At 48.5% G+C, this 25,779-nt stretch carries 8 protein-coding genes and 1 pseudogene; 6 read left to right on the top strand and 3 right to left on the bottom strand.

Features of this window, described 5'->3' with window-relative positions; genetic code table 11:
* Nucleotide 1: 1 nt before the first annotated feature.
* Genes ABLA76_RS06710 through ABLA76_RS06690 form a run of 5 tightly spaced genes read left to right on the top strand, consistent with a single transcriptional unit; the run spans nt 2 to nt 22,806 of the window.
* Nucleotides 2–6,124 (top strand): amino acid adenylation domain-containing protein, encoded by a 6,123-nt coding sequence (locus ABLA76_RS06710; RefSeq protein WP_348987344.1) that lies wholly within the window; start codon nt 2–4, stop codon nt 6,122–6,124.
* Nucleotides 6,121–17,946: an amino acid adenylation domain-containing protein gene (locus tag ABLA76_RS06705; protein ID WP_348987343.1), complete on the top strand. Its 11,826-nt coding sequence runs from the start codon at nt 6,121–6,123 to the stop codon at nt 17,944–17,946. Before ABLA76_RS06710 ends, ABLA76_RS06705 begins: the two co-directional genes overlap by 4 nt.
* Nucleotides 17,943–19,040 (top strand): Gfo/Idh/MocA family oxidoreductase, encoded by a 1,098-nt coding sequence (locus tag ABLA76_RS06700; protein ID WP_348987342.1) that lies wholly within the window; start codon nt 17,943–17,945, stop codon nt 19,038–19,040. The genes ABLA76_RS06705 and ABLA76_RS06700 overlap by 4 nt, the downstream gene beginning before the upstream one ends.
* Nucleotides 19,040–19,843, top strand: a complete 804-nt coding sequence (locus ABLA76_RS06695; RefSeq protein ID WP_348987341.1) for an alpha/beta fold hydrolase — start codon at nt 19,040–19,042, stop codon at nt 19,841–19,843. Before ABLA76_RS06700 ends, ABLA76_RS06695 begins: the two co-directional genes overlap by 1 nt.
* Nucleotides 19,843–22,806, top strand: coding sequence for a salicylate synthase (locus ABLA76_RS06690; RefSeq protein ID WP_348987340.1), 2,964 nt, complete (start codon nt 19,843–19,845; stop codon nt 22,804–22,806). Before ABLA76_RS06695 ends, ABLA76_RS06690 begins: the two co-directional genes overlap by 1 nt.
* 68 nt (nt 22,807–22,874) lie before the next feature.
* Here ABLA76_RS06690 and ABLA76_RS06685 read toward each other — a convergent pair whose 3' ends face one another.
* A complete protein-coding gene (locus tag ABLA76_RS06685) occupies nt 22,875–23,165 on the bottom strand; it encodes a DUF333 domain-containing protein (RefSeq protein ID WP_348987339.1) in 291 nt (96 codons plus the stop codon).
* 264 nt (nt 23,166–23,429) lie between these two features.
* Between ABLA76_RS06685 and ttcA the strand changes: the two genes are divergently transcribed.
* The gene (gene ttcA / locus ABLA76_RS06680; RefSeq protein ID WP_047769840.1) at nt 23,430–24,323 is read left to right on the top strand and encodes a tRNA 2-thiocytidine(32) synthetase TtcA; all 894 of its coding nucleotides are present in this window, start codon (nt 23,430–23,432) and stop codon (nt 24,321–24,323) included.
* A 217-nt stretch (nt 24,324–24,540) separates the two neighbouring features.
* Here the strand turns inward: ttcA and zntB are convergent, their stop codons facing one another.
* Both zntB and ABLA76_RS06670 read right to left on the bottom strand, forming a co-directional pair.
* Complete coding sequence (zntB, locus tag ABLA76_RS06675; protein ID WP_348987338.1) at nt 24,541–25,524, bottom strand: zinc transporter ZntB; 984 nt, start codon at nt 25,522–25,524, stop codon at nt 24,541–24,543.
* Between the two features lie 45 nt (nt 25,525–25,569).
* Nucleotides 25,570–25,683: pseudogene (locus tag ABLA76_RS06670) on the bottom strand (hypothetical protein); the annotation flags it as partial.
* Between the last annotated feature and the right edge of the window lie 96 nt (nt 25,684–25,779).

The raw sequence follows: 25,779 nt of genomic DNA, 5'->3' as shown, positions 1-25,779 counted from the left end.
CATGCACACGGACCTTCTCTCTCCTGATTCATTGCGCCAGCTTATCGCTGGCCTGTTTAATCAAAAACATATTTTGGTGGGCGATCATGACGATTTAATCCGCAATGGGCTGGATTCAATGCAAATCATGGCATTGCTGAACCAGTTTAGACGTCAAGGACATCGTGTCACCCTGCGCGAGCTTTACCAAAAGCCAACACTGCATGCCTGGAGCCAGCTTCTGCAACGCTATGCCCCTGTCACCCACACAATCCCCCAAGAGACAGCGCCACTGCCACGGATTGCTGATGCTCGCCCATTCCCATTGACGGCGGTACAACATGCTTATTTTGTTGGGCGTTCACCGGCGCAAACGTTGGGGGGCGTGGGTTGTCATTTGTATCATGAGTTTGAGGGGATCGGGCTGGAGCCTGAACGACTGGAAGCGGCTATTCACATGCTGATCCAGCGGCATCCGATGTTACGTGTGCGTTTTTTGCCGGATGGTCGCCAGCAAGGTATGACCCGTGCTTACTGGAAACAATTAACGGTTCATGATCTCCGCCATCAGTCAGTTGATGAACAGCAACAAACGCTGGACAATATACGCGAACAACTCAGCCATCGCGTATTACGGGTTGAAGAAGGGGAAACATTTGATCTTCAACTTAGCCTGTTTGGTAATAATCAACATCGGCTGCATGCCAATATCGACCTGCTGATCATGGATGCCGCCAGTTTTAGTCTGTTCTTTACCGAACTGGCGGCATTAATTGCCAAACGCAGCCTGCCTGCTATTTCTTCTGACTATGATTTTTGCAGTTACCTGACACAATATCAGACTCAATTTAAGCAGGCCCGACAGGAAGCAGAGGCATTCTGGTGTCACCGATTAGATACCTTGCCACCTGCCCCCCAACTTCCGCTGGCCAAAGATCCTTCCCTGATAAAAAATGTCCGGATCCAACGCAGATGTTTTCGTTTATCGCCTGAACATTGGGAACGTTTTAAGCAACTCGCGCAACAAAATGGCGTGACGCCAACGATGGCATTGGCGACGGCATTTGCCGCTTTATTGTGTCGCTGGAGCAATGCAACACGCTTGTTGTTCAACCTGACGCTATTTGACAGAGTTCCGCTACATAACGCGGTTGATAGCATTCTGGCCGATTTTACTAATATTCTGCTGTTGGACATTCCTGGTGATAATTTACCGTTCTGCCAACTGGCTCAGGATGCACAAGCAACATTTACCGAAGCTTACGAACATCGTCATTGGTCTGGTATCGAAGTTCTGCGTGAACTCAAGAAGCGGGGCAACCACCCACATGGTGCACCGGTTGTGTTTACCAGCAATTTAGGTCGGCCTTTATATGGTGAGAATACGGGTGATGTCCTGGGAAAACCGAGCTGGGGAATATCACAAACACCGCAGGTATGGCTGGATTTTGTTGCCTTTGAACATGAAGACGCCCTGAATATCCAGTGGGACAGCAACGACGAACTTTTCCCTGCCGGCTTGATGGATACGTTATTCACAACCTATCAGGGGTTGATTGAGAACCTGACGGAAAACGCGACACAATGGCACGAAAAGTTACCGGATCTGATGCCTGAGTCGCAATACCGTCTGCGACGCCAAATGAATAACACGGTTGAACCGTTACCCAATGCCTTGTTACATGAAGCGGTGTTTATACAAGCAGAACAGACCCCCAATGCTGTCGCTTTAATGACTCAGCACGAACAAATGAGTTATAGCGAACTCAGCCTGGCCGCCCGCCGATTAGCCGCCGGATTGCAAAAAATATCGGTTATGCCGGGCGATCGTGTTGCTGTTAGCATGGAAAAAGGCATCGGACAAATTGTCGCTGTACTGGCTGTACTTTATGCCGGTAGTGTTTATGTTCCGCTTCCCGTGGATCAGCCACTAAACCGACGTCGGGCTATCTGTGAAAGTGCCGGAATCAATGTCGTTATTATTGATCCTAAGCAGCAAAACAATGCTTGGTCACAGGATATACATTGCATTTCCTGGCATCAGGATGAGCTGTTATTGCCCTTAACACACAGGGTTGAGCGCGCGGTGACTGATCCGGCTTATATCATTTATACCTCTGGTTCAACCGGTATGCCAAAAGGTGTGGTGATTAGCCATCAAAGCGCACTGAATACCTGTCTGGATATCAATCGGCGTCATCAAGTGCAACGCCATGACCGTTTGCTGGCACTCTCCGCCCTGCATTTCGACCTCTCTGTTTATGACATTTTTGGCATTCTCAGTGCCGGAGGTGCGCTGGTATTAGTTAATGAAGCACAACGCCGCGATCCATCAAGCTGGGAAATGCTGATCGAGCGCCATCACGTTACGTTGTGGAACAGTGTACCGGCACTGTTTGATATGTTGCTGACCTATTGTGAAGGAATGGAAGTTGATACACCGAAAACGCTGCGTACTGTGATGTTGTCCGGGGATTGGATCGGTTTGTCGCTGCCTGAACGTTACCGTGCATTCAATCCTGAGGGTGTATTAAGCGCAATGGGAGGCGCAACGGAAGCGGCTATCTGGTCAAATGAATATATTGTTAAGGACGTTGACCCACAGTGGCGTTCTATCCCTTATGGTTATCCTCTCGCCAACCAATGTTACCGTGTCGTGGGTGAAGATGGCCGTGATTGCCCTGACTGGGTTGTTGGTGAACTGTGGATTGGTGGTGCCGGTGTAGCGCCAGGCTATTTTAATGATGAAGAACGCACGGCGGCCCAATTTGTTATTGATCAGGGAGAACGCTGGTATCGGACTGGAGATCTGGGTTGCTATCACCCCGAGGGCTGGCTTGAATTTATGGGGCGCCGTGATAGCCAGGTGAAAATCGGGGGTTACCGGATTGAGCTGGGAGAAATTGATGCCGCCCTCAGTCAAGTCACTGGTATCAGTAAAGGTGTTGCCTTAGCACGTGGTGAAAAAGAAAAGTCTCTGGTGGCATTCCTGGAGTTGGAAGGTGATACTTTATGCCAACGCATAAATCGTGCGCCACAATTACCCACGCACTATCGTGATCTGTTCCCGGCAATGCAGGTAATAACCGATGATAATCATAAACATCATGACGAAGTTGCGCTATTCCTGCTTGAACACCTGTCGCATCACGGCATTACATTTACTTCACCGCAATCGCTCGCCGATTGTCTGAAACACTATCAACCACTGCCGGAATACCATCACTGGTTTGCCCGTATGCTGGCGCATCTTTGCCAGTGCAAACTCTTGGCTGAACCTGCACATCATCTCTATCAGGCCGGATTGCCATTCACCTCATTCAGTCATGAAGCAAAATCTATTCCTGCACGCTGGCATTCTACGCTGCGTCATATTCTTACCGGACAGCAGGCCGCCGTCACATTACTTGATGATCCGCAATTTGCACCGGAGCAACAACTCTTTATCCAACCAGAAACCCCGCAATGGCTGACAGGATTGCAACAGGTCATCATTGCCCTTTCCCAGCGGTTACAACGCCCCGTTACTTTGATGGAGTTCGATGCCCGCAGTGGTCTCTGTGCTCAGTGGCTGGCAGAACATATTACTGACCAACATCTGTCTTATATCGGCTTTGAACGTTCTCAGGCGCTGATTAACCAGATGCAAACAAGGTTAAGTGGCTATACTCACACATCAGTACACTATTGGTCTGAGAAAAATAGTCCCGAATCGCTACAACATCAGGCAGATATCATCCTGCTAAACAATGTATTACACCGCGAAGAAGACCCAGCAAGTTTCATCAGAACATTACTTCCACTGGCACAACCGGGTGCGTTGGTATTGGCAATGGAGTTGCAACAAGCATCTCCTATTTCCCTGATTACAGCTGAGTTACTTTCACCGCAAGGTATTCAGTTACGTTCTGCATCAGAGTGGTTATCTCTTCTTCCATTGCACGCGGAAACACCGATTACCCTCGGCAATCTGAATGTGCTGTTGATGCAAACAAGTGACAACGTCACCATACCTGATCGGGAAAAAATCAAATCCGCGCTGGCACAACATTTGCCAGGCTATATGATCCCACAGCGCTTGCATGTTATTCCGCACCTGCCCCTGACACCTAACGGCAAAATCGACCGTAAAGCGCTGGCACAATCTCTGCAATTCGCCACAACATCCACCACAAAAACAGACACAGCGACGTCTCAGCCTGAAATAACTTTACTAAATGTGGTGGAGCAAACCGTTGGCGATAGTTGGCAACGCCTGCTGAATACTGAACAATTGGGCCGTCACAGCGACTTTTTCCAACTTGGCGGTGACAGCCTTTTAGCTACCCGTTTAATTGGTGAACTGGCACAACAAGGCCTTAAAGGCGAACTGGGTCACCTGTTCCGTCACCCGCAATTAGCGGCGTTTGCCTCAACACTGACTTATTTATCTGAAACTTCATCAGAAGCCGATGCAATTTCAGAAGAGCAAGATGAATATCAGCCGTTCCCATTAACCGAAGTTCAGCAAGCTTATCTGGTCGGACGCTACCCAGGTTTCGCTCTGAGCGGCATTGGGGCACATTTCTTTATCGAATACCGGATAGAACAGTTAGATGTTCAGCGCCTGAATCGGGTGTTAAATCGCCTGATCCAACGTCATCCGATGCTCAGGACGGTTGTGATTAACGGGCAACAACAGATATTACAAAATGTCCCGGCCTTCTCAGTTAAACAACACCGATTTGCTGATATTACTGAGGCAGACACCTTACGCGACCGCCTGTCACATCAAGTATTAGATGTCAGTCGCTGGCCGGTGTTCGATTTCCAACTTGCACAAGACAACAACCCTGTCTCCCGACTGTTTGTTAGTCTGGATAACCTGCTATTAGATGGGTTAAGTATGCAGATATTGCTGGCTGAATTAGAGCAGCTATATCTCAACGAACAGCACACCTTACCGCCACTGAAAGTGACATTCCGTGATTGTGTATTACGCCAGCAACACATGCCGGTACATCAGAGTTCCCTGCAATACTGGCAAGAGCGAGTGAAAACACTGCCATTGGCCCCGCAATTACCATTGCGTATGGCACCAGCACGTGTTCAAACCCCGCATTTTGTGCGCTATAGCGATCGGTTATCTGCACAGGAATGGGAGCAGTTAAAACAGCAGGCGGCCTCCCATCAAATAACGCCTTCTGCGCTCCTGCTTGCCGCTTATGCCGCCGTTCTGTCCGCATTCAGTACCAGACCGGAGTTAACCCTTAACCTTACCCTGTTCGATCGCCCACACTGGCATGAGGATATCAAACATATTCTGGGTGATTTCACCTCATTGTCACTACTGGCCTGGCATCCGGAGAAAAACTGGTTATCCAGTGCGCGTCGGCTGCAACAACAGCTATGGCAAGATCTGGATCACCGCCATATCTCAGCGATCAGAGTGATGCGCGAACTGGCACAGCGCCGTGGCCCTGATGCTGCCGTTATGCCCGTCGTTTTCACCAGTGCGTTGGGCACACACGAAGGACAATTCCTGTCACGTTCATCATGGATGAAACCGGTTTGGGGGATCTCGCAAACGCCGCAAATCTGGCTGGATCATCAGGTTTACGAATCTGATGATGAACTTTGCCTGAACTGGGACGCAGTCGAAGAATTATTTGAGCCACACCAGTTACAAAACATGTTTAACCGCTATATGGCGCTATTGCGCACCCTTGCTGCACAACCCGAAAGTTGGCGTTCAGCTTTGGAGCAACTGCTGCCACGCCAGCAAACCATGATCGTTGCAGATAATCCTGCTGTGGCTATTCCACGCGTAGAAGGAGCCGGGCCACAAATATGCCGTGAAACATGCAATGAAATTCAACGCCTGTTTTTATCTGTAACCCATTGTCCGATAAATGCACAACAAAACTTTTTTGAGGCAGGAGCCAGCTCGCTACAGCTCATCCAACTGCATAACAAATTACAAGATGCAGGCTTCCGGCATCTTGCTGTTACTGATTTATTTGCTTATCCGACGCCAGAGTCGCTCAGTTTGCGTTGCCGCAAAGAGGCCCAAAACGAAAATGACCGGTCAATCCCCCTTCGTCAACGTCAACAACAAAAGCGTCTGCAACAACGGGAAAAACGTCATAAAGGAGCTGCACAATGACTCACTTAACGCCTCACTACGATAATTGCGATCCCATCGCAGTGATTGGCCTTGCCTGCCGTTTTCCACAGGCACCCGATAGCGATACTTTTTGGCATAACCTGCAACATGGGATTGAGTGTACAAAGACACTTTCCCGTCAAACATTATTGGATGCCGGTATTTCTCCTGAACTCATTGATAGTGAAAACTTTGTCAATCAGGCGGCAATACTGGAGAACGCGGAACAATTTGACGCCTCGCTGTTTGGCTATTCGCGTCAGGAAGCAGAAATGCTCGATCCTCAACAGCGTCTATTCCTGCAGACAGCCTGGCATGCGCTTGAACATGCCGGTTATGCGCCACGTCATGTCCCGCTGAAAACCGGTGTCTTTGGTAGTAGCCGGATCAGTACCTGGCCTTCATGGTCACAGTTTGCGATGACCGATGCTGGCAAGGTGAAAGGGTTACAGGCGTTAATGAGTAACGATAAAGATTACCTTGCGACCCGGACTGCTTATAAATTAAATCTGAAAGGCCCTGCTCTCACCGTACAAACCGCCTGCTCAAGTTCACTGGTTGCCGTACATATGGCTTGTGAGAACCTGCGTTCCGGTGAGTGTGACATGGCTCTGGCCGGGGGTGTGGCGGTTTCTTTCCCACAAGAAAGCGGTTACTTGTATCAACCAGGGATGATCTTCTCACCTGACGGGCACTGTCGACCCTTTGATAGTCAGGCAAATGGCACCTACGGCGGCAATGGTGTTGGTATTGTCGCACTGAAACGTCTGAGTGATGCCTTACGCGATGGCGATCCCATCATGGCCGTGTTACGGGGCAGTGCCATTAATAACGATGGCAACGAAAAAGTGGGCTTTACGGCACCTTCGGTGAAGGGTCAGCGCCGTGTGATTAGCGAAGCATTACAACTGGCTGATGTCAGCATTGATGACGTCGGCATGATTGAAGCACACGGCACAGGGACACCACTTGGTGATCCCATTGAAGTTGATGCATTACGCACGGTATTCTCTGACCGCAGTGGGTCAGTACCGCCTTGTTATCTTGGTTCAGTAAAAAGTAACATCGGTCATCTCGATACTGCCGCAGGGATTGCCAGTTTGATCAAAGCGGTTCTGGCCGTCTGGCAGGGTTACATTCCCCCAACGCTCAATGTACAGCAACCCAATCCGGCATTACGACTGCAAGAAAGCCCGTTCAGGCTGGCAACACAAGGGCAACGTTGGACGCAAGAATTGCGTACCGCCGGCGTTTCTTCATTCGGCATTGGCGGCACTAACTGTCATATTGTGGTGCAATCATTGCCAACAGAATTACATCGTCGCCGTATTAACCATTCACCAACAGCACCGTTGCTGCTCTCTGCGGCTTCGGAAGCCTCATTGCGTCAATTGGCGCAACGCTACGCGACTGCACTCAATAATACCCCGGAACATGATACCGATCTGGCCTGGACTGCATTGCAGGGACGTGATCTTTCACTGCCCTGGCGTTTAGCGCTGACATTATCGCCACAAGATAGTGAAAAAAATGTGGAGAGCCTATCCGCTTTTGCGAACAATATCGCAACACCAAACATCTTTAGCGGGCAAACCAAAAATGAAAACAAGCAACTGTGGCAATTCAGCGGTCAGGGTTGTCAATGGGCTGGCATGGGAAAAGCCATGTATGCCAGTTCTCCTGTTTTCTCCGCGATGTTAGATCGTTGCTGTGCCGCCTGTACCACCGAATTAGCACTGCCACTAAAAGCCGTGATGTTCGGCGAGCATGATGCCGCCTTAGCGACCACCGAATATGCACAACCGGCCATTGTGGCTCATCAAATTGCGTTGGCAGCCCATTGGCGTGCACTTGGGTTAAAACCGGATTATGTCCTGGGGCATTCCGTCGGTGAATTCGCGGCTGCCGTGGTTGCCGGCATTCTCACACCTGAGCAAGTCATGCCACTGGTCGCGGCACGCGGCAAACTAATGCAAAGCTGTTCTCAAGGAGGAGCAATGTTGGCAATCTTTGCCAACGAAGAAGATATTTCTCCTTTTACGGATTCATTGTCTTTGGATCTGGCGGTTTGCAATGGCCCGCAACACTGGGTCTGGGCCGGTAAAGAGACAGAAATTGCTATCCTGACACAACGTCTGGAACAGCAGCAGATTCGTTACCAGCGCCTTGATGTTGCCTGTGCCGCACATTCAGCCATGCTTGAGCCTGTTCTGGCCGAATTTTCCCTGTATTGCAGCCGGTTACAGTCTGCATCGGGAGAAATTCCGTTCATTTCTACCTTGACAGCCAATCTGGCAGAGGATGAGCAATTAGGCGCACCTGATTACTGGCGTAACCATATGCGCCACACGGTACGTTATCATCAGGCCATTGAGTTTGCCCGCCAGCAAGGTGTTGCACTGTTCATGGAATTTGGGGCTGATGCACCGCTAACAGGGATCGGACGACGTGCCAGTCTGCCGCAGGAAACCTGGATTGCGAGTGCCTATCGTCAAAGCTCCCCAGAAGCCGATCAACAAACAGCTCTCGTACAGCTTTACTGTGCCGGTGCACAACTTGACTGGCCGCATCTCTTCCCATTCACCGGGGTAAAATGCCATGCCCCACTCTATCCATTTGATGAGCAGCATTACCGCTTCTCCGCAACCGAATTACCTGTAAGCAAAACCGAGCCGCTCTTAGCCAACACTAAGCTTGATGTCAATTCCCTGCTTGATCCTGCCATTGAACAAAACGCCGATGCAGCAATATTGCGGGCATTGTATACCGATGCATTGATATATCAGTGTCATGGGCGTGAGGCTGAACAAGGTTTCAGTGCCATCGACACGATTCGGGCTGGTCGGCTACAACCTTGCTGGCGTGCGTTGCTGGAGCAGTTATTAAGCCACTGTGTGCAGCAAGGTTATTATCAGGAAATTTCCGCGCCAACGGTAAGTAAAATATATCGTCCTTACCGTGCCTTGCCTTATGCCAGACGCCGGTTACTGGAGGCGGGTTTGTTCACGGCTTTCCCGGCACTGATTTATGCGGGGGAGCGCTTATTCGCGCTGTTGAGTGATCGTGCTGATCTGCCCCGTCAGTCAGTGGCATCCCGATCTGTGACAAAAACCTGGCTTCCTGCACCGCAGCCATGCCCTGATACTCACTATGCCCTGCATTGGCGCACAATAAATACCGCAAATATACCGGGATCTTCAACGCGCTATACCCTTCGCTCTTCAACCGCAAATGGCGGGGTGATTAATCATTGGCGTCAGGCTGGCATTCATTTACAGCCTGAAAACGGAAATCGGTTACTGCTGCTTGAAGGCAATGAGGTTACAGAATTATGTGATCAGGTTATTAGTGAACTAAAACGCGATGAAACAGCACCTTTAACCGTTGTAACCTGCTGTGCCCAACCAGAATCCACCTTATTAAAAGAAGATATCAACCCCGCCCAATACGCTATTTGGGCCTTGCTGCGGGTCGCGGTTGAAGAGTATCCCCACCGCCGCATTCAGGCAATTGATATCGCTGATATCTACGATACGGACGCGTTGTCATTAGCGCTTGGCTATCTGGATGCACGGAATTATGGACACCATCGCTGGCTGAGAGTACGCGGAAATCAAATCGCCGTGCCGGTTTTACAACGCCAGTCATTATCACAACCACTGGCACAACAACTGATATCGATTCCTCATCAGGGTTGGCACATTATTACAGGCGGAATGGGGGGTATCGGTCGCATTTCCATCCGTTGGTTGCTGGCTCAGGGCGCACGCAAGATTGCCGTGTTTGCCCGCCGTAAACATGCGGATTGGGATGATTTTGTGCAAGAATTGTCACTGAGTAGCGAATGTGAAATACGCTGGATTAACCTTGATGTCACAGATACACCCGCCTTACTAAATGCAGTGCAGGCTCTGGCACAAGAAGATCGTATCGCGGGCGCGATCCATGCCGCAGGCATTGCCGACCATACTCCACTGGCAGAACTTGAGCGTCAGCACCTGTCACACGTGTTATCCGTCAAGGCTCACAGCGCCACGGCGTTGCAAACTGCGCTCCAACAACATCATGCACAATATCTGCTGCTGCACGCTTCTGCCGCCTCAATGTTAGGTGCCCAAGGGCAGGGGGCTTATGCCATCGCCAACGCTTGTCTGGAATCTTTAGCGCTGACAGCACCAAATCAATTGATGGTTAAAACGTTGGTTTGGGGCGTTTGGGGTGGCATTGGTATGGCCAGCGACCGGCGGTTGGTAGAAAAACTGGCGCAGGATGGCATGTTACCGTTCAGCACAAATGAAGGTATCTGGCATCTCCATCAATCTCTGTACACCGTATCACCTTGCTATCTGGCCATGCGGTTAGATGAACATCACCCTGATATTTCGCGGCGCTTGCAGACTGATGTTCCCCCCATAATTGCAAAATCCGCATCTTCACTCCCTGCCGATAACACGCGGTATCTGGACAGTGAACAACGGCTTAACTGGCTGCGTCAGCGTATCGCAACTTTATTGCGCCTGGAACAGCCGGAACGTTTAGATCCACGACAGGATTTATTACAATTCGGTTTGGATTCCCTGCTATTCCTGGAGTTAAACGCGGCGATCCACCAGCAATTTGGCTTTAGATTGACCGCGGGTTTGGCTTACCAAAATATGACGCCAGAGGGGCTTAATACGCTCATTGGGGAGGCCCTGCCTGAGCAGCCTGTCATCTCATCCCAACCTGAGATAATTGTTGACAACTCCCGGCGCCACGCCCCCTTTCCTCTGACTCCCATTCAGCACGCTTACTGGATTGGTCGTACACAGGCCATTGATTTTGGGGGAGTCGCTTGTCACGTCTTATTTGAATGGGATCTGGCACTGGATAGCTTTGATATCCCGCGTTTTGAACAGGCATGGAATGCATTGATTCAGCGTCATGGCATGTTACGCATGATAGTCGATGAAGACGGGCAACAACGGATCTTGCCGGAAACGCCGTGGTATGTCCTGTCTCAGGCTGATTTGCGCACACGGGATGATACCGCCTGCGAACAGGCTTTGGCCCAGCGTCGTCATACCCTCTCCTACCAAGTACCACCGGCAGAACAGTGGCCGTTGTTTGACGTCTCTGTATCACTGCTACCGAATGAACGTTGTCGCTTACATATGAACCTGGATCTGTTGCAGTTTGATGTACAAAGTTTCCGGATCATGATGGACGATCTCCAACTCGCTTATCATCAACAACCTCTGGTCCCACAAGCATTCACTTTCCGCGATTATGTGATGGCAGAACATGCGCAACGTGAAAGTAAAGAGTGGCGGGCATCATGGGCATACTGGCAGGAACAACTACTTTCATTGCCGCCCGCGCCACGATTACCGTTGGAATCACGATTATCTCAACGTAACCAGCCTCAATTCACGACTTATGAAGGTCGGGTGGCGCAATCTGACTGGCAACATCTTAAACAGTGCTGGAAAAAATGGGGAGTCACACCTTCCGCTGGCCTGTTGACGCTGTTTGCCCATACTCTTGAATGGTACAGCCGTCACCCGCTGTTTACGCTCAACCTGACATTCTTTAACCGACAACCTTTCCATCCAGAGGTGCAAGAACTGATTGGTGATTTTACCTCAGTCATGTTGATGGATTTTGATTTACGCAAGACAACGTCCCTGCGTGCCAGCATGGAAAAAACCCAGGCTTTGCTCTGGCAACGGTTAAGCCACAGTCATGTCAACGGTGTTGAAGTGTTGCGGGAACTTGGCCGCCAACAAAATGGCGAAACCCAAAGCAGGCAGCCGCTGACACCGGTCGTTTTCACCAGTATGTTAGGGATGGCACAAGACGGTGTCGCTATCAAACAATCCATCACTCAATTACTGGGCGATCCGGTCTTTGTTCTGAGCCAGACGCCACAAGTCTGGTTAGATCATCAGGTCATGGAAGTCGATGGTGATCTGCTGTTTAACTGGTATTGCATGGATGATGTGCTAGAGGCAGGTGTTATCGAGTCGCTGTTTGCCGCTTATAACGCGCTGTTAGTGCAAATTTGCCACCAGCCTGAACGCATGGCGTATTATGATCTGCATACGCCACCGTCTGGTCATACGCGTTATGACTTCTGGCCGCAACACCCGGAATTGCGTCAGGCCGAACACTATCTGCGTACTAAACCTGAAATACGGCTGGCAGAAATTCAGCCTCGTCAGGACGATACACAAGGTTACAACCTATGGTTGGTTGCAGAAGATCATTTGCCATTATCACTGCCAGAACCGCGGGTTATCAACACCGATGCCTTACCGTTACCGACGCGGGCAGAACAACAAGCGTTTGAGCGCTCCTGGCAACATATTGAGCAACAAGCGTTATTTGGCCTGAGCCAGACCTTACTGCGCCATAACTTATTCACTGCTGCACAACAATATCACTCTCGTGAAGAGATTGAACAACGCTTACAACTGGCGCCACAGTATCAACGCCTGCTGACCCAATGGCTGACGTTATTCAATAATCAGGGGTTTATTGAAAAAAACGCTGACGGATATCGTTGCCTGCAACCACTTAGCCATGTTCCGGTCCCTACAGCAAAACTGGATGATGCAGTATGGTGTCAAACCATTAGTCGTTATGTCACAACCTGCATCGAACAACATGACTCCCTGCTTGCCGGACGTGGTAATGCATTGGAACTGCTGTTCGCCGAGAAACAAATCACAACCAGCCTCTACAGTGAGAATCCCGCATTACGTTGCCTGAACCAGGCTGCCGCTGAAATTGTCCGGCAATTGAGCCAGACATCCGAACATTTCTCTGTACTGGAAGTTGGTGCAGGAACCGGAGCAACCTCAGAGAAAGTACTGGCACACAATGCACACGCCATTCAAAGCTACCACTTTACGGATGTTTCACCGCTATTCCTGGATGATGCCCGCCAGTTACTCAATCATTACGGAGAAACGGTAAAATTTGCCCTGTTCGATATTAACCAGCGTATTGATTTTAGTCAGCACCCGGCATCCGGTTATGACCTGATTATGGCGGTTAACGTATTACATGATGCGATCCATCTGAGAAATACCCTGCGACGCCTCTCCCGTTTATTGAAAGCCGGTGGCGGGTTGCTGATTATTGAATCCACCAAACGCGAAAGTGCCATGCAACTCACCAGTGTCGGATTTATTGAAGGTATTAACGCCTGGGTTGACGATCGCGGTGGTGATCACGGTAATAGTGCATTGATGGAACTTGCAGGCTGGCGTCAGTGCCTGACGCAATCCGGTTATCGGGTTGCATTGGAATGGCCGGGGCAAAACGGGCCAGAACTGCATCAACAACTGATCCTGGCACGGGCTGAACAACAAGCTCGGCTTAATATCAGCGAAATAGCAGCCCGATTTTCCACCTTGCCTTACTCATTGCATATTCAACAGCAAGAGCAATTGCCGTTGATGGTGACAGCGAAAGAGAGCATGGTACAACCGTTAATCACGAAAACCGGACAACCAGAAACAGAAGATGCCCCGCTTCATGATATTGAACAACAAGTCATTGCGCTCTGGCGTTCACTGCTGCCTCAGTCAATACAGCGTCACAGTGACTTTTTCCAAAGTGGCGGAGACAGTCTGATTGCCACCCGAATGGTGGTGCAATTACGCCGTCAGGGTTACGAACAAGCCAGTCTGCAACAGCTATTCGAACACCCTGAGTTGAGTGAATTTTGTCGTACTCTGCGGGTAGCCGAAACCCGTTCAGCGCCACTTGCGATACCGCCTCAAACTGAACCGGCATCTGAGCAGATTTTGCCACTTACCGCACTGCAATACGCTTATTGGCTGGGAGAGAGCCAACTGTTCCAATTTGGTAACGGTATCGCGCATTTCTATGCTGAACTGGCTATCAACGGGCTTGACCTGCCTCGTTTCACCGCCGCCTGGAACCGTGTGATAAATCATCATGCGCAATTACGCGGTTATGTGAAGGAGGGGCAATATCGTATTTTGCCGGAAGTTCCCCGCTATACACCAACCGTCATTGATTGCCGTGACATGTTGTCAGATGAACGCGAGGCGCAACTGGATCATGCCCGCAACACGCTGCGTACTCAAGGCGTTCCCAGCGACAACTGGCCGCTGTTTGATTTAACCCTGTACCATACCGATGATCAGGCATATTTATTGCATTTGACCATCGACCTGCTGGTTGCGGATGGTAAAAGCCTGACGTTAATCTTGCGGGATTTACACCATGGGTATCAGGAACCTGACTGGCAGCCAGAGCCGCCGGCAGCAACGATTGGCGACTATATTCAGGCACTGGAGAATGAGAAAACCGGAGAAACCTGGCAACAAAGCCGGCAATACTGGCTTGATCGCTTACCTTCGTTGCCGGATGCGCCGGTGTTACCACTGCAAGATCACCCGTCACAGCAACTCGATCAACAGTGTCTGACCGGACATATCAGCCCACAACAATGGCAACGTTTGCAACAACGTGCCGCAGAATACCGCGTATCACCTTCACACGTGATGCTAACCCTATTTGCTCATGTTTTGTCCATATGGAGCAACAACGAGCATTTCACCATCAATGTCCTGCATGGTAACCGCCTGTTAATGCCTCAGTATTGCGATATGTTAGTCGGCAATCTGTCGACCACATCATTGCTGGAAGTGGATCTACGCAATATTACAGGGTTCAGTGATGCTGTAAGCCGGATACAACGGCAATGGCTGGCCGATCTTCAACATGCGCTGTTTGACGGGCAACGGGTACTCAGGGAGAAAAATCAACACCGCCACAACCTAAACGCCGGTATGCCGATTGTATTCAACGATACAACCGGTACAGCGGGCAAAGGGCCATCAGGGTTGGGAACACTCAATCTCTTTGGTGCGCAAACTCCCCATGTTTATCTCGACTGTATGTTAATTTCCGGCGCAGAAGGCGGCGTCACCCTACAATGGGCGATCTTGCCACAACTGTTCCAGCCTCAGGTTGCAGAAAACATGTTTGCCCATTATCAGGCTTGTGTTGTTGCCTTGCTCGAACCGGATTACCCGTGGAGCACCCCGCTGCCTGACTGGCTGCCAACAAACGATCGCGCTTTGTGCCAGAACAGTAATGCGACAAAAACCGTTTTTCCATCGCATACGCTCTGCTCGCTCATTGAACAGGCAGTAAATCGTTATCCTCAACGTACTGCGGTGGTCGATACCTCGCGTCAGATCGACTATCGCACTTTGTGGTCACACAGCCTGACACTGGCGGCTCATCTGCAAGCACAGGAAAATCAGGCTTCATCCCTGATTGGTGTGGTCATGGAAAAAGGCTGGGAACAGGTTGTCGCCGTTCTTGCCATTGTATTGGCAGGGCGGGCTTATCTGCCTATTGATGCCAGTTATCCGCAACAGCGGAGCCATCAGTTATTGGCATCAGGGCAAGTTGATACCGTACTGACACAACCTAAGTTTGCTCAACAGATGAATTGGCCTGAGCATGTCCGCGTCATCTCTCTGGATGAAACATGGCTCAATAATTTACCCGTAACCGAAGAACAACGTTTATCTGTACAGCCAGAAGATTTAGCTTATGTTATCTTCACCTCCGGCTCGACCGGAAAACCCAAAGGCGTAATGATAGACCATCGGGGTGCTGTCAACACGATCCTTGATATTAATCAACGCATTGCACTCAATGAGCACGACAGCGTGCTGGCAATATCAGAGTTAACCTTCGATCTTTCCGTTTATGACCTCTTCGGCACGTTGAGCCGTGGGGCAAAACTGGTTATTCCCGCTCCTGGGGACACTAAACAACCTGACAAACTACTCGCATGGTTACAACAAGAATCGGTGACTGTCTGGAATTCCGTACCGGCATTTGTGCAACTGCTTGAGGAATATGCCCGAAGCTATTCTCCTTCTCCATATCCCCTGAATAGCCTGCGCTGGATATTGATGAGTGGTGACTGGATACCCACCCCTTTACCGGCAAAATTGTCTGCCCTTCACCCTGCGCTTAACCTGCTCAGTTTGGGCGGCGCAACCGAAGCATCAATATGGTCTATTGCTTATCCTATCGCACAGGTTGATCCTCATTGGTGCAGCATCCCCTATGGCAAGCCTTTAGCCAATCAGACTTTCTACGTGCTTAATTCAGCACTGTCACCTTGTCCGGTCTGGGTAACCGGCGAGCTTTATATTGGTGGACAGGGACTCGCCTTAGGTTATTGGAATGATACAGAAAAAACGCAACAAGCCTTTATCATCCATCCCCAAACGGGCGAGCGGCTCTACCGTACCGGTGATTTAGGTCGCTGGCGGCCAGACGGTAATATCGAATTTTTAGGGCGCACTGATCACCAGATTAAAATTCGTGGCTACCGGATTGAACCGGGCGAAATCGAGCATCGCTTATGTGAACACCCTGCGATACAACAAGCGATAGTTTTTGCACATACGACGTCAAACGGTGCATTGCAACTCGTCGCTGGCTTACGTTTAACCGGTACTGCGCCAGTCTCTGCCGAACTGTTACCGATACTGCCTCACTGGTTGCAGCAAACCTTGCCGGTTTGGATGTGCCCACAGCGCTTTATCATCCTCGATACGATACCCGTATCCGACAACGGTAAAATTGACAGACATACATTGATGACTCTGGTTGAAAAAGTGCAAGAAGGTGATTCAGCACCATCGGTGACTCTCAGCGCGACAGGACAAACGGTATTAAACCTTTGGGAATCAGTCTTAGAGCAACAAAATATTAACATACACGAGAGTTTCTTTACTCTTGGCGGGGATTCTCTGGCTGCAGTGCGATTAATGGTGCAAATCAATCAGACAGTTAATCGCCAATACCCCCTCAGCCTGTTGCAAACCTACGATACCGTACATTCACTGGCGGAATTTATTGAGCATCAACCAGAAAATATTTGTCAGGGCGTGGTACTGAACAAGGGAAACATTGAACAATCTGCCTTAGAACAATCTGCCTTAGAACAAGCTACCTTAGAACAAGCTACCTTAGAACAATCTATCTTGTTTATCGTCCATCCAATTGGGGGACATCTGTTGGGATACCGTCATTTGGCTGCCAATTGGGGTGCCCAGCGTCTGATTGGTCTGGCATTTGCGCCAGAGAGCATGAATACCGATAAACCTTCTGTCGCTACGCTGGCTGCTGATTACATCAGCCAAATCCGTAAGTTCCAACCTACAGGACCTTATGCACTGGCAGGCTGGTCTTTCGGTGGATTAGTGACTTATGAAATGGCTCATCAATTACGTGCTGCCGGTGAAAGCGTTTCTGACTGCATCCTGATTGATAGTTTCGCACCGAATGTGCGCACGGGTCTGACGCTGGATGATGCATTCTGTCATCGTCATTTCCTGCTCGATTTGCAGGGACAATTCCCGGGTCTCGAACTGAATAACAGCGCGATTGCAGCAAACACGGAAACCTTCCTGCAAGCATTACACCAAGCCTTACCGCAATCTGCCCAGATTGATGACTCACTGGCTGAGCTTTATGCCATCTGGCAGCATAATCTGCGTGCATTGCTTGACTATTGTCCACCCCGGACTTCACAACCTTTCTGCCTTATCCGGGCAAAGCAGGCATTGCCTGATTTTATGGATTACCTCGATCCAACAACCCTCACCGCAACTGATCTTGGTTGGCGAGCTTTCGGGCCAGTCAATGTGACACAACTTGATGGTGATCATTACAGCCTATTCCACAAACATGTCGGCTCTCTGGTTGCGTGCCTGAAAAACATCCTGAGTTCAGTGCCAACTGTTGAACCGGTTAAGGAGAACATATGATAACGCCACGGCGAGTTTTGATTGTCGGTTCAAAATTTGGCGAACTGTATCTTAATGCGTTTCTACAGCCTCGGTCAGATCTGGCGCTGGCCGGGATCTTGGCGCAAGGAAGCCCTCGTTCGCAGCAACTTGCCCGCGATTTCAATGTGCCCCTCTTCCGCTCATTGGATGAATTGCCGGATGATATCGATATTGCCTGTGTGGTCATACGTGCAGAGGTGATTGGTGGCAAAGGCGACCAATTAACCCAAGCGTTATTGGCACGGGGTATTTCGGTCATTCAGGAACACCCTCTTGATGCAGAAGCGATCAAAAGACACCAGTCAACCGCTAACCAGCATAATGCTATGTTTTGGGTAAACAGCTTTTACAGCCAATGCCAGGCTGGCAGAAGCTGGTTGCATGCGGCTCATCAAATCAGTCAGTTATCACAGCAACGTCCGGTAAGTGGCTATCTGACAACCAGCCGCCAGTTACTCTTTTCCGCTCTTGATCTGCTGTTACAGGCCTGTCATTGTCCAGAACAGATTGAGATAGCCTATGTGGGCCAACGGAGTAACGGATTTCATTGCTTTGAACTCAGCTTTGCGGGAACCACAATAACGTTAGACGTTCAATCCTATCTGGACCCCAGCGATCCCGATATGCACAATCTGGTTATGCATAAAATGACGCTGATCTGGCCGGCCGGTTATCTTACGCAGGAAGCCAGCTATGGCCCGGTTATCTGGACACCGGTTCTTCATGCGCCAGACCATCTGAATAGTGAACAAAGCCTTTACCTGAATGCCAGCCAGCCAGAAGGCGCTTATCTGCACCAGGCAACATCCCAAATTCTTTGTCCGGCCACGCAAAACTGGATGACCGCATTTGAATGTGATGGTGCCGAAGGTGTGGCACGACTCCTTAATACCTTGAATTCGGTATTGAATGGGGCACGCTGCCCCCCTGCTTTTAGCTACGACTACCCATTGCGGCTGGCAGGCTTGTGGCAACAAATTTTACGCATGATGGGAGAGTCGGTTACTCAGGATCTACAGCCCCCCGTCTGGATTGATCCCGCCCAATTGATGCTAATTAAGGAAGAAAGCTGATGACGTGGAAACTTCCTGTACATCCGATGATCCGTCCATGCCTGACGACGCATAACAAACCTAAATATACGCTGCTCATCTGCCCCTTTGCCGGGGGCAGTAACAGTGCATTTCGGAACTGGTCCATATTGGAAAATCCAGATATTGCGGTTTCACTGGTGATTTACCCCGGACGTGACAGCCGTATGAATGAACATGCTGTTACCCGCATTACGCCATTAGCTCAGTCACTTTCTGATGTGATCAGATCATTGACTTCCGCACAGAGAGAAAACCTGATACTGGTCGGCCACAGCATGGGAGCGCAAGTCGCTTTTGAAACCTGCCGACGCCTTGAACAACATCACTGTGCTCCCAAGGCATTGGTACTTTCGGGATGTCATGCTCCTCATCTTCAATCCCGCCGCCAACTGAGTGGATTACCGGATCATGAATTCATTGAACAACTGATTGATATTGGCGGTTGCAGCCCGATTTTACGGGAAGATCCTGAATTACTTGCCCTGTTCTTACCCATGTTACGAGCTGATTTTTTTGCTACAGAGCACTATTACCACGCTATTCAGCCTGATTCAGTAAAGCTACAAACCCCCACATTGTTGCTTTATGGCGATGAAGACAAAGAAGCTTCCGCTCTGGAAGTTCAGCAGTGGCACCATTGGCTTGCCAGTGACAAACAAAATCTGGCAGATTGCTGCCAGGAGATTGCCGGCGATCATTTTTACATTACGCAAAAACCACAGAATTTTATTTTTCACGTTACCCAATTTATGCAATATGTTCATTCAAAGGAGTTCGCATAATGGCACCTTTTTCTATCCCAGAGAAAACACTTACTATGACGCCAAACTATCTTTGGAATGGCAAAACGCTGGATCAGCAGCTTGCCGGATGGTCCAGTATCTGGGGGAATAAAACAGCACTGATCTATCACGAACAGCGGCTAACTTACCATGAACTCCATCAATCGGCGGAAAGGCTGGCAAACGGCTTGTACCATCGTGGAATACGCCGTGGTGATCACGTTATGGTACAGCTACCTAACCGTATCTCCTTTGTTGTCACCTGTTTTGCCTTGTTTAGGCTGGGCGCTCATCCAGTATTATTAATGCCTACCCAACGGGCACATGATGTTCATGCGCTTTGCCAGATTGCACGTCCGGTGGCTTATATTATTCCTGATTGTATCCACGGCTTTGATTATCGGGAAATGGCACGGGAAGTTGCAGCATCTTGCCCCGAACTGGAACACATTATCGTTGATGGAGAAGCAGAAGAATTTATCCCCTTCGCTTCCATTGAGGATGAACCCCTCAATATTATTGGTCCAGGTTATGGCGATATTGCCGTACTTCTGCTTTCCGGCGGAACGACAGGCACCCCCAAATTAATCCCGCGTACTCACGATGCTTATACCTATAATTTTGTGCTTTCCGCCCGTCTGTGCGCAATAAATACTGAAAGTGTTTATTTAGCGGTATTACCTGTTGCACATAACTTCATTTTAGGCAGTCCCGGGATCCTGGGCACGCTTTCTCAGGGAGGATGTGTACTCCTCAGTGATACAGCGAGTTGTGATGAAGCCATGCCATTGATCGAAGAGCATAAGGTAACACATTTAGCATTAGTACCGGCTCTTGCACGGCTCTGGGAACAAGCGCGTGACTGGGAACAAAGCGACCTTTCATCCCTGCGCTGCTTACAAGTCGGAGGTGGCAGGCTCACACCGGAACTGGCCGAACAGGTCATGGCACGCCTTGGTCCTTTGCAACAGGTATTTGGTACAGCGGAAGGATTACTCTGCTATACCCGTCTGGACGACCCTTATGAGGTTATCATTAATACCCAAGGACGCCCATTGTCAGAAGAAGATGAGATCAACCTTGCTGATACCAATCTGCAACCTGTTGCACCTAGTGAAGTCGGTGAACTGATTACACGCGGTCCCTACACCATTACAGGATATTACCGTGCTGAACAGCACAATACCGTCGCTTTCACCACGGATGGATTCTACCGTACAGGCGATTTGGTTCGCATCAGACCTGATGGCAACCTGCTCGTTGAAGGACGGATTAAAGAGCAGATTAACCGCAGCGGTGAAAAAATTTCAACGCTAGAAGTTGAAACATTATTACTGCAACATCCAGATATTGATGACACCGTTGTGATCGCTGTCCCGGACGAACTATTGGGTGAACGCATTTGTGCTTGCCTGCCAAAGAGCATCAACCAACCCGATCCTGCACAAATGCAAGCATTCTTGCATCAGAAAGGCGTTCAGCGTCATAAAATCCCTGACCAATGGTTATTTGTGGCGTACTGGCCATTAACCGCAGTAGGAAAAATCAACAAACGCCAGTTAGTACAAATGGCGCAAGCAGAAAATACAGAAACAGCAGAAAATAACAGCCTGATGAAGCAGTATCATGAACACACTATTGCTATTACCAGCACGCCGTTAGATCTGGTTACCCACTTGCTTGCCGATAATGATGCCCCACCTTGTACGCTCTATGAGATGAAAGGTGAATGGTCATTGGGAATAGGTTGCGCCGCAACCATCAGTGCCGATGCATCGGGACAATTGATTGATTCACAGGGTCATCGTCATCCATACGATATCAGCACATTAAGCCAGAAACTTGAGCAAACGCTCAACGCTCTTCCGATTAAAGACTGGCGTGCTTATGGCAGAACATTATTTGAGTTTTCCCATATGACGTATGGGTTACCATTAGAACCATCATTAGTACAACAAAATGAAGCACTAATAAAAATCACTATTCCACAACATGAATTACGCATAACTCAAGGACAAGTTCTGATACGAACTCTTGAAGAAGCGCAAATCTCCATATTGAACGAGAAAGTCAAGCGGGCAGATCAATTAGGTACACCGGCTTTTCCACAGACAAAAGAGGTGGAAATTATCAACACAGCAGACACGGCAAAAAATTATCAAGACAACGTTGCCAATGCGGTTAAGGATATTGCCTCAGGTCACTACCAAAAAGTGATCCTGTCACGCCAGGTTGAGCTTGGTTCAAATATTGATATTACACACAGTTACTGGCTGGGGCGTCAGGCTAACACACCTGCCCGCTCTTTCTTCTTACGTGATGGAGATTTCTCTGCTTATGGTTTCAGTCCGGAAACCGTCGTTGAGGCAGAGGGTTCGGGCTGGATTAATACCCAACCGTTGGCAGGCACCCGAGCATTGACACATGACAAGAAGCAAGATCAGCAACTGCGGGCCGATTTACTTTCTGATCCGAAAGAAATTTCCGAACACGCGGTTTCGGTTAAACTTGCATTAGAAGAATTAGCACCGATTTGTCAGCCAGAAACGCTTTGTGTATCAGAATTTATGGCTATTTGTGAACGTGGTTCGGTACAACATTTGGCATCACGAGTAAAAGGGTTGCTACACACAGACAAAAACCGCTGGGATGCATTTATTGCCTTATTCCCGGCAGTCACTGCGTCAGGGATACCGAAAAAACCGGCTTTACACACCATTTCTCGTTATGAAGGTGAACCACGTCGGCTTTATAGTGGTTGTGTCATGCTCTTAGACAGCACAGGTAAACTGGATGCTGCACTGGTATTACGTTCTCTCTATCAGCATAAAGAACGCTGCTGGCTTCAGGCTGGGGCTGGTTTGGTCAGAAATTCAAGACCAGAAAGAGAATGGCAGGAAACCTGTGAAAAACTGGAGTGCATTATGAAATATGTTCGTCCTTATTCCGCCAAAGAAGACTAAACGTTTATTGGAATAGGCCGTAATAATACTGCCGGGGAAAACCAGAGTGATATCTGGTTTTCCCTAAGTTAAAAGGATGTACACCCACCATCCAACAAAGCCTGTTCATTACAACGACGACCATTCGCCAATTGGCAAACAGGAACTTGATGTCCACTCAATTGCTTGGTTAATGCCGGAATTCCCCCAGCATCAGAACAACTTTCACTGGCATCTTTACTCAGATAAATACCCAGATCAGAATATTGATAATGTTTGTATCGGCTTGATGAAATATCTGCTTGCTGCCCGCTGCAACCCGCTAATATAACGCCTACCAGCAACAACTTGACAAGGATAACGCCCCGCTTTAACAGCATATTTTCTCCAGTTTAACTCTCTGATTTTAACTCTCTGATTAGTATAAAACAGACAGTGTATATTTTTCGGTTGCTATTAGTCACTTCCTTATCGCCGGTGACTGCGGTCATCGTGTTCTTTTACAACAACGCTCGGTATAGGGCCGAAACTTGTTAGACACAGACATGTTTCAAACAAAAAGAAAAATCCGTATAATCCCCCTCCTGCAAAGGATCCGTATAGAAAATCTACAGTCGATATAATCGGCAATGTGAGAAGTCGCAATGAATCAAAAAGAGACGAGAAAAGAGATACTTGAATTCAACAAACTCCAGAAACGCCTGCGGAGAAACGTTGGTAATGCCATCATTGATTACAATATGATTGAAGATAATGATGTTGTAATGGCATGTATCAGTGGTGGCAAAGATTCATTTGCGATGTTAGATATTCTGTTGAATCTGCAAAAAGCGGCGCCAATAACATTCAAAGTCGTTGCAGTGAACCTTGATCAGAAACAGCCTGGCTTTCCTGAACACATTTTACCCCAATATTTTGAAAGCCTGGATATTCCATACTACATTGTTGATAAAGATACCTATTCAGTTGTCAAAGAGAAAATTCCCGAAGGCAAAACTACCTGCGGGTTGTGTTCAAGATTACGTCGCGGCACTCTCTATTCTTTTGCAGAAAAAATCGGGGCGACCAAAATTGCACTTGGACATCATCTTGATGACATCGTTGAAACGCTGTTCCTGAATATGTTCCATGGCGCACGTATGAAAGCGATGCCACCCAAATTACGCTCTGACGATGGCCGTAATGTCGTTATAAGGCCTCTGGCATATTGCCGGGAGACAGACCTTATTCAGTATGCGGAAAGCAAAAAATTCCCAATCATTCCTTGTAATTTATGTGGTTCCCAGGAAAACCTACAGCGGCAAGCAATCAAAGCCATGCTGGTAGATTGGGATAAGAAAACACCGGGCAGAGTGGAAAATATTTTCAAGTCTATTCAAAGTATTAGCCCAAGCCAATTGGCAGACAAAACGATTTTCGACTTTGTCAACTTGCCCTTGCATCGTGAGGGGGAAAGAGAAGAGTATGCTTTTAACGAAGCCGTGGTATCGTCAACGAATATTGATGAATCAATGTTTATTGATGTGACAAACATTTAAAAATAAGCCGTTTTTGTACCGGCTGTTTAAACTCTGTCAAAAAAATAGCCGATACTAAAACAAGTATCGGCATAATTAATGAGCAATGGTTCTGTGTGAAACTCAATATGAGAAAAACTACAATTATGGAATACAACGTTCATTGTTCAACGTTGTATTCACCTGCGGGAGCTATAGTGCCTTAATTATGGCGATCAATTATTGATTTATCTCAAACCTATAGCCATTTGCTTCGCCTTAACCACCACGCAAAAGCCACCATTAATAATGACAACAAAAGAGTGAACAAACCGAATCCAAACCGATACTCATTGCCTGGTATTCCTCCCAGATTGACACCGAACAATCCCGTCAAAAAAGTGGTCGGCAAGAATACCATCGCCAATAGAGACATCATGTAAGTACGGCGGTTCATGGCATCCGCCATCATAGAAGTAATTTCATCGGCAAGAACTGCGGTTCGGGCAATACAACCATCAAGATCATCAATTCCCCTGCTCAACCGGTCTGCAATTTCCTGCATTAAACGGCGTTCTTCATTGTTCATCCAGGGCAATTTCTCACTGGCCAGACGGATAAAAATATCCCGCTGTGGTGCCATATATCGGCGCAGAACGATTAACTGTTTACGCAGCAATACTAACTCTCCGCGACCAGGAACCTTCTGCTCCAAAATATCATCTTCAAACTCAATCAGGTTGTCATGCAGCTCTTCAATAAAATCATTGGCTTCATCAGTAATGGCTCCCGCTATTTCTACCAGCCAATTCCCTGTACTTTTCGCACCAACACCATTGCGCAAATCATCCAGAATTTGATCGATGGAATGAATTTTTCGATGTCGGCTGGAGATAATAATTTGGTCATTAATATAGATGCGAAACGAAACCAGATGATCGGGACGCGCATTATCATTACGGTTCACCGATCTTAAGGTAATCAAAGTTCCTTCACCTGTGCGCAGTACTTTTGGACGAATATTATCACTCACTAACCCCTCTTTCACTGGTGGCGGCAGCAAGATTGTATTCATAATCCATTGATAACTATCCAGGTTTTTATAATCAAGATGTTGCCAAACTGGCTGCTCTGCGGTTACGAGTGAATCTTCCCCGAATGCCGTAATGCCTCCCTTGCCATTTAATTGACAGGCATAAATTGCATTTGAACCTTTAAATACCGAGCCATAGATCGCTTCCACATCTGCTCCTTGTTTGTACTTAAATTTCGCACTTACTCTTCATGCTCAATTGTGTTTTTTGATGATATACATGGTATGACTATAGGCGACATCTTCGGGATTGGTGATCGGATATTCTTTTAACCACAGTTTGATCAATCGACCATTAGTATATTGATATTTGCTCCGTGCACATATTATGCGTTTTTTTATCAGGTGCGCCTAATAATCACCTTAAAAATAAATTATAAGACATTGTTAATTAAAGAAAGGAAG

It is taken from the genome of Xenorhabdus sp. SGI240, assembly GCF_040081915.1.
GTDB classification, from domain to species: Bacteria; Pseudomonadota; Gammaproteobacteria; order Enterobacterales; family Enterobacteriaceae; genus Xenorhabdus; species Xenorhabdus bakwenae.
The sequence above is the reverse complement of the archived record's forward strand: the minus strand, read 5'-3'. Positions and strand labels throughout refer to the sequence as shown.

Coding starts and splice junctions, on each gene's coding strand:
- ABLA76_RS06705 (WP_348987343.1), top strand. CDS start 6,121: ATGACTCACTTAACGCCTCACTACGATAATTGCGATCCCATCGCAGTG.
- ABLA76_RS06710 (WP_348987344.1), top strand. CDS start 2: ATGCACACGGACCTTCTCTCTCCTGATTCATTGCGCCAGCTTATCGCT.
- ABLA76_RS06695 (WP_348987341.1), top strand. CDS start 19,040: ATGACGTGGAAACTTCCTGTACATCCGATGATCCGTCCATGCCTGACG.
- ttcA (WP_047769840.1), top strand. CDS start 23,430: ATGAATCAAAAAGAGACGAGAAAAGAGATACTTGAATTCAACAAACTC.
- ABLA76_RS06700 (WP_348987342.1), top strand. CDS start 17,943: ATGATAACGCCACGGCGAGTTTTGATTGTCGGTTCAAAATTTGGCGAA.
- ABLA76_RS06685 (WP_348987339.1), bottom strand. CDS start 23,165: ATGCTGTTAAAGCGGGGCGTTATCCTTGTCAAGTTGTTGCTGGTAGGC.
- ABLA76_RS06690 (WP_348987340.1), top strand. CDS start 19,843: ATGGCACCTTTTTCTATCCCAGAGAAAACACTTACTATGACGCCAAAC.